The sequence below is a fragment of the Mesorhizobium sp. M0047 genome, assembly GCF_040323315.1.
Lineage (GTDB): Bacteria > Pseudomonadota > Alphaproteobacteria > Rhizobiales > Rhizobiaceae > Mesorhizobium.
The window spans coordinates 175,157-192,433 of record NZ_JAMYUW010000002.1 but is presented as its reverse complement, the minus strand read 5'-3'; the positions used below and the strand labels follow the sequence as shown (position 1 = coordinate 192,433).

11 protein-coding genes are annotated in these 17,277 nt (G+C 62.7%); 7 read left to right on the top strand and 4 right to left on the bottom strand.

From position 1 onward, the window contains the following. The first annotated feature begins 51 nt into the window (after positions 1-51). Together NKJ89_RS02685 and NKJ89_RS02680 are read left to right on the top strand one after the other, a co-directional pair. Positions 52-1,002, top strand: coding sequence for an SPFH domain-containing protein (locus NKJ89_RS02685; protein WP_352599639.1), 951 nt, complete (start codon positions 52-54; stop codon positions 1,000-1,002). Between the two features lie 76 nt (positions 1,003-1,078). After that, positions 1,079-1,543 (top strand): NfeD family protein, encoded by a 465-nt coding sequence (locus NKJ89_RS02680; RefSeq protein WP_352599637.1) that lies wholly within the window; start codon positions 1,079-1,081, stop codon positions 1,541-1,543. A 4-nt stretch (positions 1,544-1,547) separates the two neighbouring features. On the opposite strand, the gene NKJ89_RS02675 is transcribed toward NKJ89_RS02680, so the two are convergent. Next, a complete protein-coding gene (locus tag NKJ89_RS02675) occupies positions 1,548-2,549 on the bottom strand; it encodes a KpsF/GutQ family sugar-phosphate isomerase (RefSeq protein ID WP_352599831.1) in 1,002 nt (333 codons plus the stop codon). Positions 2,550-2,798: 249 nt separating this feature from the next. On the opposite strand from NKJ89_RS02675, the gene NKJ89_RS02670 reads away from it, so the two are divergent. Next, positions 2,799-4,592, top strand: coding sequence for an outer membrane beta-barrel protein (locus NKJ89_RS02670; RefSeq protein ID WP_352599635.1), 1,794 nt, complete (start codon positions 2,799-2,801; stop codon positions 4,590-4,592). Positions 4,593-4,645: 53 nt separating this feature from the next. On the opposite strand, the gene galU is transcribed toward NKJ89_RS02670, so the two are convergent. Continuing rightward, positions 4,646-5,548: a UTP--glucose-1-phosphate uridylyltransferase GalU gene (galU, locus tag NKJ89_RS02665; RefSeq protein WP_023759737.1), complete on the bottom strand. Its 903-nt coding sequence runs from the start codon at positions 5,546-5,548 to the stop codon at positions 4,646-4,648. A 208-nt stretch (positions 5,549-5,756) separates the two neighbouring features. Here galU and NKJ89_RS02660 point away from each other — a divergent pair, with 208 nt between their 5' ends. Then, complete coding sequence (locus NKJ89_RS02660; protein ID WP_352599633.1) at positions 5,757-6,977, top strand: lytic murein transglycosylase; 1,221 nt, start codon at positions 5,757-5,759, stop codon at positions 6,975-6,977. 77 nt (positions 6,978-7,054) lie between these two features. After that, positions 7,055-8,269: an SGNH/GDSL hydrolase family protein gene (locus tag NKJ89_RS02655; RefSeq protein ID WP_352599631.1), complete on the top strand. Its 1,215-nt coding sequence runs from the start codon at positions 7,055-7,057 to the stop codon at positions 8,267-8,269. 30 nt (positions 8,270-8,299) lie between these two features. On the opposite strand, the gene NKJ89_RS02650 is transcribed toward NKJ89_RS02655, so the two are convergent. Both NKJ89_RS02650 and gltB read right to left on the bottom strand, forming a co-directional pair. Further along, the gene (locus NKJ89_RS02650; RefSeq protein ID WP_352599629.1) at positions 8,300-9,754 is read right to left on the bottom strand and encodes a glutamate synthase subunit beta; all 1,455 of its coding nucleotides are present in this window, start codon (positions 9,752-9,754) and stop codon (positions 8,300-8,302) included. Between the two features lie 140 nt (positions 9,755-9,894). Beyond that, positions 9,895-14,646, bottom strand: a complete 4,752-nt coding sequence (gene gltB, locus NKJ89_RS02645) for a glutamate synthase large subunit (RefSeq protein ID WP_352599627.1) — start codon at positions 14,644-14,646, stop codon at positions 9,895-9,897. A gap of 487 nt (positions 14,647-15,133) precedes the next feature. Here gltB and NKJ89_RS02640 point away from each other — a divergent pair, with 487 nt between their 5' ends. Beyond that, a complete protein-coding gene (locus tag NKJ89_RS02640) occupies positions 15,134-16,183 on the top strand; it encodes a threonine aldolase family protein (protein WP_352599625.1) in 1,050 nt (349 codons plus the stop codon). A 146-nt stretch (positions 16,184-16,329) separates the two neighbouring features. Beyond that, positions 16,330-17,259 (top strand): Csu type fimbrial protein, encoded by a 930-nt coding sequence (locus tag NKJ89_RS02635; protein ID WP_352599622.1) that lies wholly within the window; start codon positions 16,330-16,332, stop codon positions 17,257-17,259. Positions 17,260-17,277: the final 18 nt, after the last annotated feature.

The window sequence follows — 17,277 nt, the reverse complement described above, 5'->3', positions numbered from 1 at the left end:
AGTCGGCTGCGCGAGAATGGCTTGTGCGGCCTTGGTCCGAGGGAGAGCCAAATGGATTTCAGTGGTTTCGATATTGCGGTTGGTGCACTTGCCCTTCTGGTATTGGTGCTTCTGATCAAAGGCATAAGGACGATCCCGCAAGGCTACAATTATACGGTGGAGCGCTTTGGCCGTTACACCAAGACACTGAGCCCGGGCCTCAATTTCATTTTCCCGTTCGTCGACCGCGTCGGCGCCAAGATGAACATGATGGAGCAGGTGCTTGACGTTCCAAGCCAGGAAATCATCACCCGCGACAACGCTATCGTCGGTGTCGATGGCATCGCCTTCTACCAGATCCTCAATGCGGCTCAGGCCGCCTACCAGGTTGCGGGTCTGCAGAACGCCATCCTCAACCTGACAATGACCAATATCCGCACCGTCATGGGTTCGATGGATCTGGACGAGCTTTTGTCGAACCGCGACGCCATCAACGAGCGGCTGCTGCGCGTCGTCGACGAAGCAGCGCATCCATGGGGCATCAAGATCACGCGCGTCGAGATCAAGGACATCAACCCGCCGGCCAACCTCATCGAATCGATGGGCCGGCAGATGACGGCGGAACGTAACAAGCGCGCGCAGATCCTCGCAGCCGAAGGCCTCAAACAGTCGCAGATCCTCGAAGCCGAAGGCCGCAAGGAAGCCGCCTTCCGCGACGCCGAGGCCCGCGAACGTTCGGCTGAGGCGGAAGCTCGCGCCACGCAAGTGGTATCGGAAGCAATATCCAAGGGCGACGTGCAGGCGCTGAATTACTTCGTTGCCCAGAAATACACCGAGGCATTGGGTAAGATCGGAACCGCCACCAACAGCAAGATCGTACTGATGCCGTTCGAAGCGTCGTCGCTGATCGGCTCGCTCGGTGGCATTGGCGAGATCGCCAAGGAAGTCTTCCGCAGCGAAGGCACGTCCGGCGCGCAAAGGCTGGCCGCACGCCCGCCAGTCGTGCGCCCAGGCGACAACTGAGACCGTAGGAGCATGACCCGAAAAGTGGAAATCGGTTTTCGGAAAACGTCATACTCAAACAAGAAGAAACACACCCATGATCGACCGCATCATTTCCGAACTTGGCCCGTGGAACTGGATGGTTCTCGGCTTCGCCCTGCTGGTGATGGAAATCATCGCGCCAGGTATCTTCATGCTGTGGATCGGCATCGCCGCCCTGATCATCGGCGCGGTATCGCTACTGATCTGGGACACCGGTTTCTGGACCTGGCAGGTTCAGGTCCTCGCCTTCCTGGCGCTGTCGCTGGTCTCGGCCTATATCGGCAAGAAGCTGGTCGGCGGTCGCAATGACCCGACCGACCAGCCGCTGCTCAACCGCCGCGGCGCGCAAATGGTCGGCCGTATGGCGACACTTGCCGAACCGATCCGGGATGGACGTGGCCGCATCAAGCTGGGCGACACGTTGTGGCGTGTCTCCGGTCCGGATCTGCCGGCCGGTACGCAAGTGCGCGTGACGGGTGCCGCCGACGCCGATCTGGAACTGACAGTGGAGCCCGTCTGAACGTTCAGGCCGCGCCGATCCGCAAGAGATCGTGCAGGTGGATGAGGCCGACTGGTTTCCGGCCCTCCACCACCATCAGGCTGGTGATGGCTGAATTGTTGATCGTCTGCAGCGCCGTTGCCACCAATGTGTCTGGCGCCGCCGTCTTCGGTCCTTTCGTCATCACCTGATCCACCGTCATCGCCAGCAGATTGCTGCCGATATGACGGCGGATGTCGCCATCGGTGATGATGCCGACAAGCGCACCGTCGGCGTCGGTGATCGCCACGCAGCCAAATCCCTTGCGCGACAGTTCCAGGATAGCGTCCTGCATGCCGGTGCCCGTGACCACCAGCGGCAGCCTGTCGCCGACATGCATGATCTCGCGGATCTGTGTCAGGTTGACGCCGAGCTGGCCGCCCGGGTGAAAGGTTCGGAAATGGTCCGGCGTGAAGCCACGTGCTTCAAGGAGAGCAATCGCCAGCGCGTCACCCATTACCAGTTGCAGCAGCGTCGACGTCGTCGGTGCCAGGCCGTGCGGGCAGGCCTCCGGCGCGCGCGGCAAAAGCAGCACCACATCCGCCGCCCGCGCCAGCGCTGATGTCTCTCCGGCGGTTATGGCGATAAGCGGAATGGAAAAGCGCCTGGAATAGGCGACGATGCCCATCAATTCCTTGCTCTCGCCCGACCACGACATGGCGATGATGGCGTCGTCCCTGGCGATCATGCCGAGATCGCCATGATTGGCTTCGGCGGAATGGACAAAGAAAGCCGGCGTGCCGGTCGAGGCCAGCGTCGCTGCGATCTTCGAACCGATATGGCCGCTCTTGCCGACGCCGGTGACGATGAGGCGGCCTTCAACCCCGGCGATCATGTCGACGGCCTGGCAGAAAGGCCCGGCCAATCCGTTCTCGAGGGCCTCGGCAAGGGCTGCGACACCAGCTTGTTCCGTCGCCACCGTCCTCAGCGCCGAAGCGATCGCCGCTTGCCTGTCCAAAGGCTTGTTGTCAGGAGATCCCGCATGCATGGCTGATGCGATTAGCGCTTTGCCGGAGCGCTGTCCAACGGAAATGGCCGCAGGCATGTCGTCCGAATGTTTGCGGCGGTTTGCGATAGCGACGGGCATCGAGACAACGGCTTAACGCGAGCGGTATGAATCCCTTGGGAAATCAGCACTTCGGGCGGCCAGCGGCCTGCCTCCTCAACCCTCCGTTAACCATCCCCATTTACGGTTCGGTAAGTATGGCGCGCGTGCGCCGCGCAAGCAGTGGTGGCGATGTCCCGGGTCCAGCCAGAAAAATCGACAGGACGAAAGGGCAAGGCGGCCTGCGCGTTGCTGCTGGCGACCAGCATGTTTGCCCTGCTGCGCCCAACGGCGCTCCATGCCCAGGAAACGGAACTGCGCGGCGAGGTTTCGGAATCGGCGATCCTGTCCGACCAGCAGCGCAAGGCGAGGCAGCTAGCCCAAGCAGCGCAGGGTCAGGCGCAGACCAACGCCGCGCAGGACGACGCGTCGGCCCGCACCTATCTGCCGGCCAGCGCCGGCGCTGTGCCTGACGACACCGATGCCGCCGATGCAACCGCGGACGGCAGTATTTTCGGTCCGCCGGAGGCCACCGGCGACACCCCTGCCGGCATTCAAGCGCCGCAGAAGCCTCGCCGTCGCTCGTCGACCGCCGGGCAGAATGCGGCTGACCAGACCAAGGACAAGGCTGCGGACAAGTCTAGAAAGAAAAAAAAGTCGACGGCAACAGCCACCGACATCACTGCTTCCACGACCGCCTCCACGACGGACGCCAGCGACAGCGCTGACACCCCCGATGAGGAGACGGCCAACCGTCGCGCCCTCACCATCGACAGCGCCGACAAGCAGAAGCTCGACCCAGGCGCAAAACGCACGGATGCCATCGAAGGCCAGAAAAAGAAGCCGGAGGATGACCCGTTCGCCGCCACCGGCGTCAAATGGGGCTCCTTCGTCATCCGGCCGACGATCGAACAGGGCCTGACCGCCACGTCGAACGGCGATTCGAGCAATGCCGGCAAGCCGGCACTGCTGTCCGAGACGGCGCTGCGCTTTTCCGCCGCCTCCGACTGGCGCGAGAACTCCGCCACGATCGACGGCTATGGCCTGTTCCGCGAGACCGTCTCGGGTTACCCCGTTCACAACGAGCAAGGGCGCATCGAAGGCCAGCTCAATGTCGACCTCGACAATGAACTGCGCGCCATTGCCAAGCTCGGCTACGAGGCCGTACCGGAATCGGCATCCTCGCCTGACGCCATCGCGGGCGTCAGCAAGCAGCCGCTGCGGCAGACCGTCAACGGCAGCCTCGCCGTCGAAAAACACATCGGCAAGATGCAGTACACATTGACCGGTGCGGTCTCGCACGACTTCTACGGCGACGCCAAGCTTTCGAACGGCACCTCGCTGTCCCAGAAGGATCGAGACTCCACGCTCTACACCGCGACCTTGCGCACCGGCTACGAGATCTCCCCCGCCCTCACCCCTTTCACCGAAATCGAGGTCGGCCGTCGGGCTTATGATCAACGCATCGACAATGAAGGCTTCGAGCGCTCGTCGACGCGGCTAGGCGCCCGCGCCGGCCTTGCGCTCGATATGGGTGAGAAATTGTCGGGTGAATTCTCGGCCGGCTGGCTCAGGGAAGCGATCGATGACAAAGACCTGGATGCGATTTCGGGTGCCACCGTCAACGCCGACCTCAAATGGTCGCCCGAACGCGGCACCACGATCGGCCTGACCGGGCGGACCACCGTCGAGCCCACGACCACAGCCAATGAAAGCGGCGATATCCTCTATTCCGGCCGCCTGACCGCCGAACGCCAGATTCGCGCCAACCTCACCGGAAATGCGGCTTTGGGCCTGGACTGGCGTGACTATGTCGGCATCGACGGCCACGACAGGATCTGGAGCGCCGAGGCGGGCCTGACCTGGTGGCTGAACCGCTATGCCGGCCTGACGACAAGGGTGAGGACCGAACAGCTGACCAGCAATTTACCGGGCCGCGACTACACCGCCAACAGCATCTTCCTCGGTGTAAAACTGCAGAGATAGGAAAGCTAGCCAGGCGCAGTCTGGCAAAGCGATATGTCGCTAGCTCGACAGCCTTAAGCGACCCCGAGCCGCTCCGATGGTCTTATCTCATCGAGAAGTGTGCGGATCACGCCGGCCATGTTCCCGTTCATGTCGCTGCGCCACAGTGCGAAGGCGACATTGGCCTCGACAAAACCTTCCGGCGACCCGCAATCGAACGTGCGGCCCTGATAATGGTAGCCATAAAAGGCTTGCTGCTTTTCCAACTTCAGCATCGCGTCGGTGAGCTGGATCTCGTTGCCGGCGCCCTTTTCCTGGCCTTCGAGGATATTGAAGATCTCGGGTTGCAGGATGTAGCGGCCGTTGATGTAGAGATTGGACGGCGCGGTGCCGGTCTTCGGCTTTTCTACCATCTCGGTGATGCGGAAGCCGTGATGCGTGTCCTCGCCACGGCCGACGATGCCGTATTTGTGGGCTTCGGCGGGATCGCATTCCTGCACGGCGATGATGTTGTTGCCGGTTTCCTCGTAGAGCTCGACCATTGCCTTCATGCAGCTCTTCTCCGACTGCATGATCATGTCGGGCAACAAAAGCGCGAACGGCTCGTCGCCGACGAGCTCGCGGGCGCACCAGACGGCGTGGCCGAGCCCCATCGGCACCTGCTGGCGGGTGAAGCTGGTCTGCCCCGGCGCCGGCTGCAGCCGTTGCAGGCGGGCGAGCTGGTCGTCCTTGCCGCGCTGGGCCAGCGTGTCGTAGAGCTCGAACTGAATGTCGAAATGGTCCTCGATGACGGCCTTGTTGCGGCCGGTGACGAAGATGAAATGCTCGATGCCTGCCTCGCGCGCTTCATCCACCACATACTGGATGACTGGTCGGTCGACGACGGTCAGCATTTCCTTGGGGACGGCCTTGGTGGCCGGGAGAAACCGCGTGCCGAGACCGGCGACCGGGAACACTGCCTTGCGAACTCTCTTCATGCAGTCAATTATCCGCTTGATGGCTAGCTCCGCAATCCCCGTTGCAAGACATTTTCACGCCGGAATTGAGGATTACTGGGCGACAGGGCTAGAGCGATCGCCGGAAAGCTTCGAGACGTCTTTTCGTTCCCGGCGGCGCCTATGGTAAACTAATTCCTAACCTGGTTCGGCGATGAATGGTCTTCCTGAGACAGAGAAGGAGGAAAAGATGTCCGTTCGCAATGCCGCAAAACGTTTTACCAGCGTCATAGCGGCAGCCAGCCTCTCGCTCGCCCTGCTGATGCCTGGCCCCGCTTTCGCCGATGCCGGCTTCCGGCAATGGGTTGCCGGCTTCCGCGCCACCGCCGTGCAGAGCGGCGTTTCCGGCGCCCTCTACGACCAGGCCTTCAGGGACATCCGGGATATTGACCCGGTGGTTCTGGAAAAGGCGCGCACGCAGCCTGAATTCACCGCCCCTGCCTGGGACTATTTCGACAACCGCGTCCATGACCAGTCGGTCTCGGTCGGCCAGCAGATGGCCAGGAAATGGAAGCCGTGGCTGGACAGGATCGAGTCAAGGTTCGGCGTCGACCGCCACATCGTGCTGGCCATCTGGTCGATGGAATCGAACTATGGCGAAATCCTCAAGCGCGACGACATCATGCGCAACGTGGTCCGCTCGCTGGCGACCTTGGCCTATGCCGATCCGAAGCGCGCGAAATTCGCCCGCACCCAGCTGATCGCCGCGCTGAAGATCCTGCAGACCGGCGATATCGACGAAAGCCATCTGAGCGGATCGTGGGCCGGCGCCATGGGCCACACCCAGTTCATCCCGACCAGCTATCTGCACTATGCCGTCGACATGGACGGCAACGGCAAGCGCGACATCTGGAATTCGATACCCGATGCGCTGGCGACCGCCGCCAACCTGTTGGAGAAGAATGGCTGGCAGGCCGGCAAGACCTGGGGCTATGAGGTTGTCCTGCCCGCCGGCAAGCTTCCCGGCGGCTCCAAGACGCTGTCGCAATGGCAGGCTCTCGGCGTGGTCAGGGCCAACGGCAAGCCGTTCAAGAACGGCTCCGACAAGGCAACGCTGAAAGTGCCGGACGGCCGTAGCGGGCCGGCTTTCCTGATGATCAAGAATTTCTCCGTCATCAAAGCCTACAACAACGCCGACAAATATGCGCTTGCCGTCGGTCTTCTTGCCGACGAGATCGCCGGCTCCAGCGGTCTCGTGCAGGACTGGAAGCGGCCTTTCACCAAGCTCACCTTCGAGGAAAGGCAAGAGCTGCAGAAGCGGCTTTCCCAGCACGGCCTCTACGACGGCAAGTTCGATGGCAAGATCGGCGACGGCTCGAAGTCAGCCATCATGGCCTTCCAGGCCAGCGCCGGCTTGACCCAGGATGGCTATCCGAGCATGGAAGTGCTGAAGTGGCTCCGGCAGAAATAGAGCCGCATGCAGTGCCGCGCGGCCCTTCGGGCGCGCAAAGGACGCTGTAGCAATCTGCCAAGGGATGGAGGAAACGATTGGCTTCGGCTGCGCGCATCGCAGGGCTTGTTCGTCGCATGCCGGTGCTCATTCTGGCCGTAATCGTGCTCGCCGTCGGTGTGGCCGGCGTCTTTCACGCACCTGCAATGGCGCAGGAGCAGCAAGACCGCGGCTGGTCGTTGCGCGACCTTCTGTTCCCGCGCCGCAGCGAGCGATTCGAGCCGCCGCAGGATATCCAGAAGGCAAGGCCCAGGCCGATGGTGAAAAAACCCCGCGCGCCCCGCCCGCCCGCGGAACCGGAAACCCCTGTGGTCGAAAAGGCGCCGGACGCCCGCGCCGTCCTGGTGGTCGGTGACTTCATGGCGGCCGGTCTCGCTGAAGGCCTCGACACCGCCTTTGCCGAGAATGCCGGCGTCAGGATCGTCGTGCGCAGCAATGGTTCGTCCGGCTTCGTGCGCGACGACTTCTACAACTGGCCCGAACAGATCAAGTCGTTGATCGAAACCGAAAAACCCGCCGCCGTGATCGTCATGCTTGGCTCCAACGACCGCCAACAGATGAAAATCGGCGACATTCGCGAACTGCCGCGGTCCGAAAACTGGACCAAGGAATACGAGCGTCGCGCCGACGCGTTCGGCAAAGCCATTACGGAGACCAAGGTGCCTTTCCTTTGGGTCGGCATGCCGGCCTTTCGGGTACAGAAGATGACTTCCGACATGCTTGCCTTCAACGACATCTACCGTCAGGCGGCAGAAAGCCATGGTGGCGAATTCGTCGATATCTGGGACGGCTTCGTCGATGAGAACGGTGCCTTCGTCACCAGCGGCCCCGACATCAACGGCCAGCCGGTGCGACTGCGCGCCGATGACGGCATCAACGTTTCGAAGGCAGGCAAGCGCAAGCTCGCCTTCTATACCGAAAAGCCGCTGTTGAAGATCCTCGGACTGACCGCGCCGGGGAGCGCGGTCACGGCATCTGCCCCCGCAGGCGCTCCCGTGGAGGCGCCGGCGCCGGCCGCGGCCCCCATTGTCATCGACCGAACCGCACCGATGCTGCTCAGCGATCCGGCACTCGATGGCGGCACCGAGCTGCTTGGCGCGGCACCGCTAGCGAAGGCTAATCCGGACCTGCCGGGTGAAAAGCTAATAATCGAGGGCAAGGCACCAAACGCCTCGCCCGGCCGCGCCGACGATTTCTCCTGGCCGCCGAAGGCTACCACCGCGACCGACACCACGACCGCGATCAGTCGTTAGTGTCGCAGAGCGGCTCTGAGGCCGTTTGGCTCAGCGCGGCAGAACGCTCGACCCCATTAGCGCCTCGTCGATCGATCGTGCCGCCTGGCGGCCCTCGCGGATCGCCCAGACGACCAATGACTGGCCGCGGCGCACGTCGCCGGCCGCATAGAGCCTGTCGACGCTGGTCCTGTAGTCACGGTCGTTGGCCTCGACATTCCTGGAGCGGCGGTTGTCGGTGACGATCTTCATCTTACCGTTCAGCTCCGTCGCCACGCCGACCTTCGCCGGTCCGGCAAAACCGATAGCGATGAAGGCGAGATCGGCGCGTATGACGAATTCGCTGCCGGGGATCGGCTTGCGCTTCTCGTCGACCTCGCAGCACTTGACGCCGGTCAACTGGCCTTCCTCGCCGATGAATTCGAGTGTCGCCACCTGGAATTCACGCTCCGCGCCTTCCGCTTGCGAGGACGAGGTGCGCATCTTGGTCGCCCAGTAGGGCCAGACAGAAAGCTTGTCTTCCTTCTCCGGCGGTTGCGGACGGATGTCGAGCTGGGTGACGCGCACCGCGCCCTGGCGGAAAGCGGTGCCGACGCAGTCGGACGCGGTATCGCCGCCGCCGACAACGACGACATGCTGACCGCCGGCGATGATCGGATGCGACGGCCACGCCACAGACTGGATCGGTTCGCCGCCGACACGCCTGTTCTGCTGCACCAGATAGGGCATCGCGTCATGCACGCCGCCGAGATCGTCGCCGGGAATTCCGGCCGCACGCGGCGTTTCCGACCCGCCGCAATAGAGCACGGCATCATGTTCGGCGAGCAACTCGGCAACCGGCTTGTCGACGCCGACATTGACGCCGCAGTGGAAGGTGACGCCCTCGCCCTGCATCTGCTCGATGCGGCGGTCGATATAGTGCTTTTCGATCTTGAAGTCGGGAATGCCGTAACGCATCAGCCCGCCGGGCCGGCTCTCGCGCTCATAGACATGGACGTCATGGCCGGCGCGGCCGAGCTGCTGGGCAGCCGCCATGCCGGCGGGGCCGGAGCCGATGACGGCGACACGCTTGCCGGTCTTCTTCTCCGGCGGATAAGGCCTGATGTGGCCGGTTTCATAGGCCTTGTCGGCGATCGCCTGCTCGACCGTCTTGATGGCAACGGGGATGTCCTCGAGGTTCAGCGTGCAGGCTTCCTCGCAGGGCGCGGGGCAGATGCGGCCGGTGAACTCCGGGAAATTGTTGGTCGAATGCAGGTTGCGGATCGCGTTGTCCCAGTCGCCATTGTAGACGAGGTCGTTCCAGTCGGGGATCTGGTTGTGGATCGGACAGCCGGTCGGCCCATGGCAGAACGGAATGCCGCAATCCATGCAGCGCGCGGCCTGTTTCTCGACCTCCTTGTCCGACATCGGCAGCGTGAATTCACGGAAATGCCGGATGCGGTCGGAGGCCGGCTGGTACTTGTGTACCTGCCGGTCTATTTCAAGAAAGCCTGTTACCTTGCCCATAGTCCAGTTCCTGCTGTCCAGATGGTGCGGTTTTCGCCGCACCCGTTAACCTCTTGAGGCAGCCGTGGCAACCTTTCGCACGAGGTCAAACTGTCGATGAAGATAGGCCGGGAGACCTGAGCCTCCCGGCAATCCCAAGTCTATTCCGCCGCCACGCCCATGCGCATGCGTTCCATCTCGATCAACGCGCGGCGGTATTCGACCGGCATGATCTTGCGGAATTTCGGCCGGAATGTCGTCCAGTCGTCGAGGATCTCGCGACCGCGCACCGAACCAGTGTAGTGCACATGGTTCGAGATCAGCTGATAGAGCCGCTCCTCGTCATGGCTGGTCATGTCGCCTGACACGTCGACGCGTCCCTTGTGGTCGAGGTCGCCGCCGTGATGCAGCAGCCTTTCCATCAAATCGTCTTCTTCCGGAACCGGTTCCAGCTCGACCATCGCCATGTTGCAGCGCTCGGCGAAATCGCCCGCCTCGTCGAGCACATAGGCGACGCCGCCCGACATGCCTGCGGCGAAGTTGCGGCCGGTCTGGCCGATGACGACGACGATGCCGCCGGTCATGTACTCGCAGCCATGATCGCCGACGCCTTCGACGACGGCAGCCACGCCCGAATTGCGCACCGCGAAACGCTCGCCGGCGACACCGGCGAAATAGGCCTCGCCCTCGGTCGCGCCATAGAGCACCGTATTGCCGACGATGATGGAGTCAGCCGCGACGATCTTGGCCTCTTCTGGCGGCCGGATGACGAGGCGTCCGCCCGACAGGCCCTTGCCGACATAGTCGTTGCCTGCGCCGACAAGCTCGAACGAGATGCCGCGCGCCAGGAAGGCGCCGAAGGACTGGCCGGCGGTGCCGGTCAGCTTCACCGAAATCGTGTCCTCGCGCAGGCCCTTGTGCTTGAAACGCTTGGCCACTTCGCCCGACAGCATGGCGCCGGTCGAGCGGTCGACATTTCGGATGTCGACCTCGATCTTGACCGGCTGCTTGCTTTCGAGCGCCGGCTTGGCCAGTTCGATCAGCCTGCGGTCGAGCACGTCGTCGATCGGATGCTTTTGCCGCTCGGTCCAGTGCACCGCTTCATGCGGCGCATCCGGCTTGAAGAACATCTTCGAGAAGTCGAGCCCGCGCGCCTTCCAGTGCACGATCAGGTCGCGCTTTTCCAGAAGGTCGGTGTCGCCGATGATCTGGTCGATATGGGTGTAGCCCATCTCGGCGAGCAGACCGCGGACCTCTTCCGCAACGTAGAAGAAGAAGTTGATGACATGCTCAGGCGTGCCCTTGAAGCGCTTGCGCAGCACCGGATCCTGCGTCGCGACGCCGACCGGGCAGGTGTTGAGATGGCACTTGCGCATCATGATGCAGCCGGCCGCGATCAGCGGCGCGGTCGAGAAGCCGAACTCGTCGGCGCCGAGCAGCGCGCCGACGATGACGTCGCGCCCGGTGCGCAAGCCGCCGTCGACCTGCAGCGCAACGCGTGACCGCAAGCCGTTCAAAACCAGCGTCTGGTGCGTCTCGGCGAGACCCATTTCCCACGGGCTGCCGGCATGCTTGAGCGAGGTCAGCGGCGAGGCGCCGGTACCGCCATCATAGCCCGAGATGGTGATGTGGTCGGCGCGCGCCTTGGCGACGCCCGCCGCAACCGTGCCGACGCCGACTTCCGACACCAGTTTGACTGACACGTCGGCGGCCGGATTGACGTTCTTCAAGTCGTAGATCAGCTGCGCCAGATCCTCGATCGAATAGATGTCGTGATGCGGCGGCGGCGAGATCAGGCCGACGCCCGGCGTCGAATGCCTGACCTTGGCGATGGTGGCATCGACCTTGTGGCCGGGCAGTTGGCCGCCCTCGCCGGGCTTGGCGCCCTGCGCCACCTTGATTTGCATCATGTCAGAATTGACGAGATATTCGGCCGTGACGCCAAAACGACCCGAGGCGACCTGCTTGATCGCCGAGCGTTCGGGATTCTTGCCGCCGCCAGGCAACGGCAGATAGCGGTCGGCCTCCTCGCCGCCCTCGCCGGTGTTCGACTTGCCACCGATCTGATTCATGGCACGCGCCAGCGTCGTGTGCGCTTCGCGCGAGATCGAGCCGAACGACATCGCCCCGGTCGAGAAGCGCTTGACGATGTCGGCCGCCGGCATGACGTCGTCGAGCGCGACCTTCTTGCGGCCGGTTTCCTCGGCCAGCTTGATCCTGAACAGGCCGCGAATGGCCTGTGCGCGGGCCGTCTCGCTGTCGATCTGGGCGGAATAGTCCTTGAACGTCTCCCACGATCCCTGGCGCACGGCGTGCTGCAATGTGGCGACCGCGTCGGGCGACCACATATGCGCCTCGCCGCGCATGCGGAACATATATTCGCCGCCGACCTCGAGGCTGTTGCGCAGCACCGGGTCATTGCCGAAACCGTCATTGTGGCGGCTGAGCGTCTCGGTCGCGATCTCGTCCAGTCCGACACCTTCGATCAGCGTGGCGGTGCCGGTGAAATATCGCTGCACGAAATCGGTCTTCAGTCCGACGGCGTCGAATATCTGGGCGCCGCAATAGGACTGGTAGGTCGAAATGCCCATCTTGGACATCACCTTGAGAATGCCCTTGCCGATCGACTTGATGTAGCGCGAGACAACTTCGTAGGCGTCCACTTCCTTCGGCAGCTCGCCACGCTTGTGCATGTCGAGCAGCGTGTCGAAGGCGAGGTACGGGTTTATCGCCTCGGCGCCATAACCGGCAAGGCAGCAGAAATGATGCACCTCGCGCGGCTCGCCGGATTCGACGACGAGGCCGACCGAGGTGCGCAACCCCTTGCGGATCAGGTGATGATGGACCGCGGCCGTCGCCAAAAGCGCCGGGATGGCGATGCGGTCCGGCCCGACCTGGCGGTCCGACAGGATGATGATGTTGTAGCCGCCGGCGACCGCCGCCTCCGCCCGCTCGCACAGGCGGTCGATGGCACCTTGCATGCCTGCCGCCCCTTCGGCGGAGCCATAGGTGATGTCGATCGTCTTGGTGTCGAAGCGGTCCTCGGTGTGGCCGATGGAGCGAATCTTTTCGAGATCGCCATTGGTCAGGATCGGCTGGCGAACCTCAAGCCGCTTGCGGCGCGAATTGCCGACCAGGTCGAAGATGTTCGGCCGCGGCCCGATGAAGGACACCAGGCTCATCACCAGTTCCTCGCGGATCGGATCGATTGGCGGGTTGGTGACCTGGGCGAAGTTCTGCTTGAAATAGGTGTAGAGCAGCTTCGACTTGTCCGACATGGCCGAGATGGGCGTGTCGGTACCCATCGAGCCCACCGCTTCCTGGCCCGTCGTCGCCATCGGCGACATCAACAGCTTGGTATCTTCCTGGCTGTAGCCGAACGCCTGCTGGCGATCGAGCAGGCTGACGTCCCTACGCAGTTCGCGCGGCTCGACCGGCTTCAGATCTTCCAGGATGAGCTGCGTGTTGGCGAGCCAGGTCTTGTAGGGATGCCTGGCCGCGATTTCCGACTTGAGCTCCTCGTCGGAGACGATACGCCCCTTCTCCAGGTCGATCAGAAGCATGCGGCCGGGCTGCAGACGCCATTTCTTGACGATCTTCTCCTCCGGCACCGGCAGCACGCCGGCTTCCGAGGCCATGATGACGCGGTCGTCGTCGGTGACGATGTAGCGCGCCGGGCGCAATCCGTTGCGGTCGAGCGTAGCGCCGATCTGGCGGCCATCAGTGAAGACGACCGCCGCCGGTCCGTCCCACGGCTCCATAAGGGCCGCATGGTATTCGTAGAAGGCCTTGCGGTCGGCATCCATCAGCTTGTTGCCGGCCCAGGCTTCCGGGATCAGCATCATCATAGCGTGGCTGAGGCTATACCCGCCCTGGAACAGGAACTCGAGCGCATTGTCGAAGCAGGCGGTGTCGGACTGACCGTCATAGGAGATCGGCCAAAGCTTCGAGATGTTGTTGCCGAACAGTTCGGAATCGACCGAAGCCTGCCGCGCTGCCATCCAGTTGTTGTTGCCGCGCACGGTGTTGATCTCGCCATTGTGGGCGACCATGCGATAGGGATGCGCCAGCTTCCAGGACGGGAACGTATTGGTCGAGAAGCGCTGGTGGACGAGGATCAGCGCGGTCTCGAAGCGCGGATCCTTGAGGTCCTTGTAATAGGCACCGACCTGGTAGGCCAGGAACATGCCCTTGTAGACGATGGTGCGCGCCGACAGCGACACGCAATAGGCGCCGATGTCCTTGTTGTCGTTCTCGGCATAGATCCGGCCGGATATGACCTTGCGCAGCAGATAGAGCCTGGCCTCATACTCCTCGTCGTCGGTAATGTCTGGCGTGCGGCCGATGAATATCTGCCGATGGAATGGCTCCGACGCCACGATATCAGCCGCCTTCGACAGTGACGAATTGTCGACGGGCACGTCACGGAAACCGATGAGCGGAAGCCCCTCGGATTGCGCCGATTCGGCAATGATGTCCTCGACATGGGCGCGAAGTGCCGCATCCTGCGGCATGAACCAGTGTCCGACGCCGTACTGGCCCGCCGGTGGCAGGTCGATGCCCTGGGCCGCCATTTCCTCGCGGAAGAAACGATCGGGAAGCTGTACCAGCACGCCGGCGCCGTCGCCGACCAAGGGATCCGAGCCGACGGCGCCGCGATGCGTCAGGTTTTCGAGCACGGCAAGTCCGTCCTTGACGATCTGATGCGACTTCACGCTCTTCATGTTGACGATGAAGCCGACACCGCAGGCGTCATGCTCGTTACGCGGGTCGTAGAGACCTCGGGCAGAAAAGCCGTTGACGGTGCGACCAATGTTGGATCGGCCGATATTGGTGATGGACTTATTATTGACGGTTGCCGCTTTCGTCTGCGCGGCCTGGCCGTTCGTCGCAGATTGCGTCATGTCCGTCATCTCCTGTCCTCCGTTCCCAGCCCCTCGGGCGCTGGTTTGCCTCGGCAAGCGCTTGGCTCACCCTGATCCTTGCGGCACGTCTTGCGAAATTCTTACCGGACCAGGCGGCTTTCCGCATGGTTCGTATTCGTACAGGCCAAATCGGGGCCGTCCACCTGTCGCTCGCAGCAACAGCCGGAGAGGCCCAAATGATACGCCAATCCAGCTCGTTTTGTGCGACAAAATAAGACAGCACTACTGTCCTAAATTTTTATGACAGAAATCCCGAACGCATACAAGACCGATTCACAAAAAACTTGGGCCTCTTGCGACAGAAAATTACGTGAAGCCGGGGAGAAACGTAAGGTTCAGTCGCCAATCTCTCTTCTGTCGGCTGGCTGGCTTTACCGATTTTTCGGCGCCCAGCCCCCTTGCGATCAGCATGCGAAACCGGTCAACTTCAGGCTGACTTCCCCAAAACCCGATTTCCCTAGACATAGGCAGATGCATGTTCTTCGCTTCCGACAATTGGGCAGGCGCCCATCCCAATATCGTTGCTGGCCTGTCGGCCAATGCCGGCGGCTTTTCCACCGCCTATGGCGACGGTGCGCTCGACCAAGCAGTCTATCAGCGCTTCAATGAGATCTTCGAACGAGAGGTCGCGGTGTTCTTCGTCGCAACCGGCACTGCCGCCAACTCTCTGGCGCTGACCGCCTATAACAAGCCTGGCGGCATCTCCTTCGCCCACCGCGAATCGCATGTCATCGAGGACGAATGCGGCGCGCCGTCATATTTTTCCGGCGGTTCGCGCCTGCATGAGATCGACGGCGCGCTTGGCAAGGTCGACCCGCACAATCTGGAACGGACCATCGGCCGTTTTGCGCCCGAAATCGTCCATTGGGGACGGCCGATGGCTGTTTCGATCACCCAGTCGACCGAGGTCGGGACCGTCTACGGGCTGCATGAGATCGAGACGATCTCGGCGATCGCCAAACAACATTCGGTGCCCCTGCACATGGATGGCGCCCGCTTTGCCAACGCGCTGGTCGCGCTCGACACCACGCCTGCCGAAATGACTTGGAAACGCGGCGTCGACATCCTCTCCTTCGGCGGCACAAAGAACGGCTGCTGGTGCGCCGAGGCAATCGTGTTATTCGATCTTGATCGCGCCAAGGAATTGGCCTTCCTGCGTAAACGCGCCGCCCAGCTGTTTTCGAAATCGCGCTTCGTCGCCGCGCAGTTCGAGGCCTATTTCAAGGACGGATTGTGGCTGGACACCGCCCGCCACGCCAACGCCATGGCCGCGCGCCTTGCCGCGGCGATCGAGGATTCGGCCACGGCCAAGCTGGCATGGTTGCCGCAGGCAAATGAGGTGTTCGCAGTGATCAAGAAAGCCGAGGCCGAAAGGCTACAGGCAGCCGGCGCTGCCTTCTACGACTGGCACAGGCCACATGGCTTTGACGGCCACATCAGTGGGGACGAGCTGCTCTATCGCTTCGTCACCAGCTTCGCGACGACCGCGGAAGACGTCGACCGGTTTGGCCTCATGCTCGCCTGATAGGTTTCTCCCGAAAGAGCTCGGAGCCCGTTTCGAATTAGCCTGGGCCGTGATAGGCAGACATAATGGTTGGCAAGGGATCGGGTTTCGGGAGACCGCTACGCCGTGCGCTACACTGGACAGTGCGGCTACGGGCGGTGCTGGTCATGATATTTCTCGTTTCCAGCTTGCAAGGGGCTTGGTCCCAGAGCTGCTCCGTCACTGCCGTCAGCGGGTCGTACGGCGCTGTCGATATCCTAAGTGGTGCCGTCGACGACACGACTGCGACCTTCTCGATCAGCTGCTCGGGCGTGATCTTCTCGACCGTGCGCCTGTGCGTCGAACTTTCGCCCGGCCAGACCAACACGGCCGGCAATCGCCGGCTGGCGTCGGGCACCCAACGATTGGTGCATGAGCTCTACAGCGACGCGGCGCGAACGACGATCTGGGGATCCTGGGGCCTGGCCACGACGGCCTATGCCCTCCATCCCATCGGAACGACCTACGATCTCAACATGGGCTTCTCCGGTAGCGCCAATGCCACGCTGACGGTTTATGGCAGGGTGGCCGCGAACCAGACCACCGCCGGACCCGGATCATACATCTGGACCATGACCTCCGCGCCGGCGATTGGCTACGACTACGTGACGGCAACGGCGTGCCCGACAGGCAGCCGACAAGCCGTCTCAAGCGGCTCCACCTGGACCGCGACAATCAACGCGAACTGCAACGTCTCGGCCACCAACGTGAATTTTGGCTCCGTCGGGGTACTGGCGTCGAATGTCGATTCGACAGGTTCGGTCACCGTCCGCTGCACCAATTCGACGCCTTACTCTATCGGACTCAGTGCGGGAACGGGTTCCGGAGCTACAATCGCCGCCAGGAAGATGACGAGCGGCACCAAGCTCGTCAGCTATTCGCTTTACCGCGACAGCGGCATGGCTACGGTTTGGGGGAACACGATCGGCACCGACACCGCCAGCGGCACCGGCACCGGGTTGGACCAGCCCTACACCGTATATGCCGAGGCGCCCGCACAGACGACCCCCGCGCCAGGAACTTACACCGACACGGTCGTCGTCACCGTCACCTACTGACATCCGGCGACCGCCGGC

Coding starts and splice junctions, on each gene's coding strand:
- NKJ89_RS02670 (WP_352599635.1), top strand. CDS start 2,799: ATGTCCCGGGTCCAGCCAGAAAAATCGACAGGACGAAAGGGCAAGGCG.
- NKJ89_RS02685 (WP_352599639.1), top strand. CDS start 52: ATGGATTTCAGTGGTTTCGATATTGCGGTTGGTGCACTTGCCCTTCTG.
- NKJ89_RS02650 (WP_352599629.1), bottom strand. CDS start 9,754: ATGGGCAAGGTAACAGGCTTTCTTGAAATAGACCGGCAGGTACACAAG.
- gltB (WP_352599627.1), bottom strand. CDS start 14,646: ATGACGGACATGACGCAATCTGCGACGAACGGCCAGGCCGCGCAGACG.
- NKJ89_RS02635 (WP_352599622.1), top strand. CDS start 16,330: ATGATATTTCTCGTTTCCAGCTTGCAAGGGGCTTGGTCCCAGAGCTGC.
- NKJ89_RS02680 (WP_352599637.1), top strand. CDS start 1,079: ATGATCGACCGCATCATTTCCGAACTTGGCCCGTGGAACTGGATGGTT.
- NKJ89_RS02640 (WP_352599625.1), top strand. CDS start 15,134: ATGTTCTTCGCTTCCGACAATTGGGCAGGCGCCCATCCCAATATCGTT.
- NKJ89_RS02675 (WP_352599831.1), bottom strand. CDS start 2,549: ATGCATGCGGGATCTCCTGACAACAAGCCTTTGGACAGGCAAGCGGCG.
- galU (WP_023759737.1), bottom strand. CDS start 5,548: ATGAAGAGAGTTCGCAAGGCAGTGTTCCCGGTCGCCGGTCTCGGCACG.
- NKJ89_RS02660 (WP_352599633.1), top strand. CDS start 5,757: ATGTCCGTTCGCAATGCCGCAAAACGTTTTACCAGCGTCATAGCGGCA.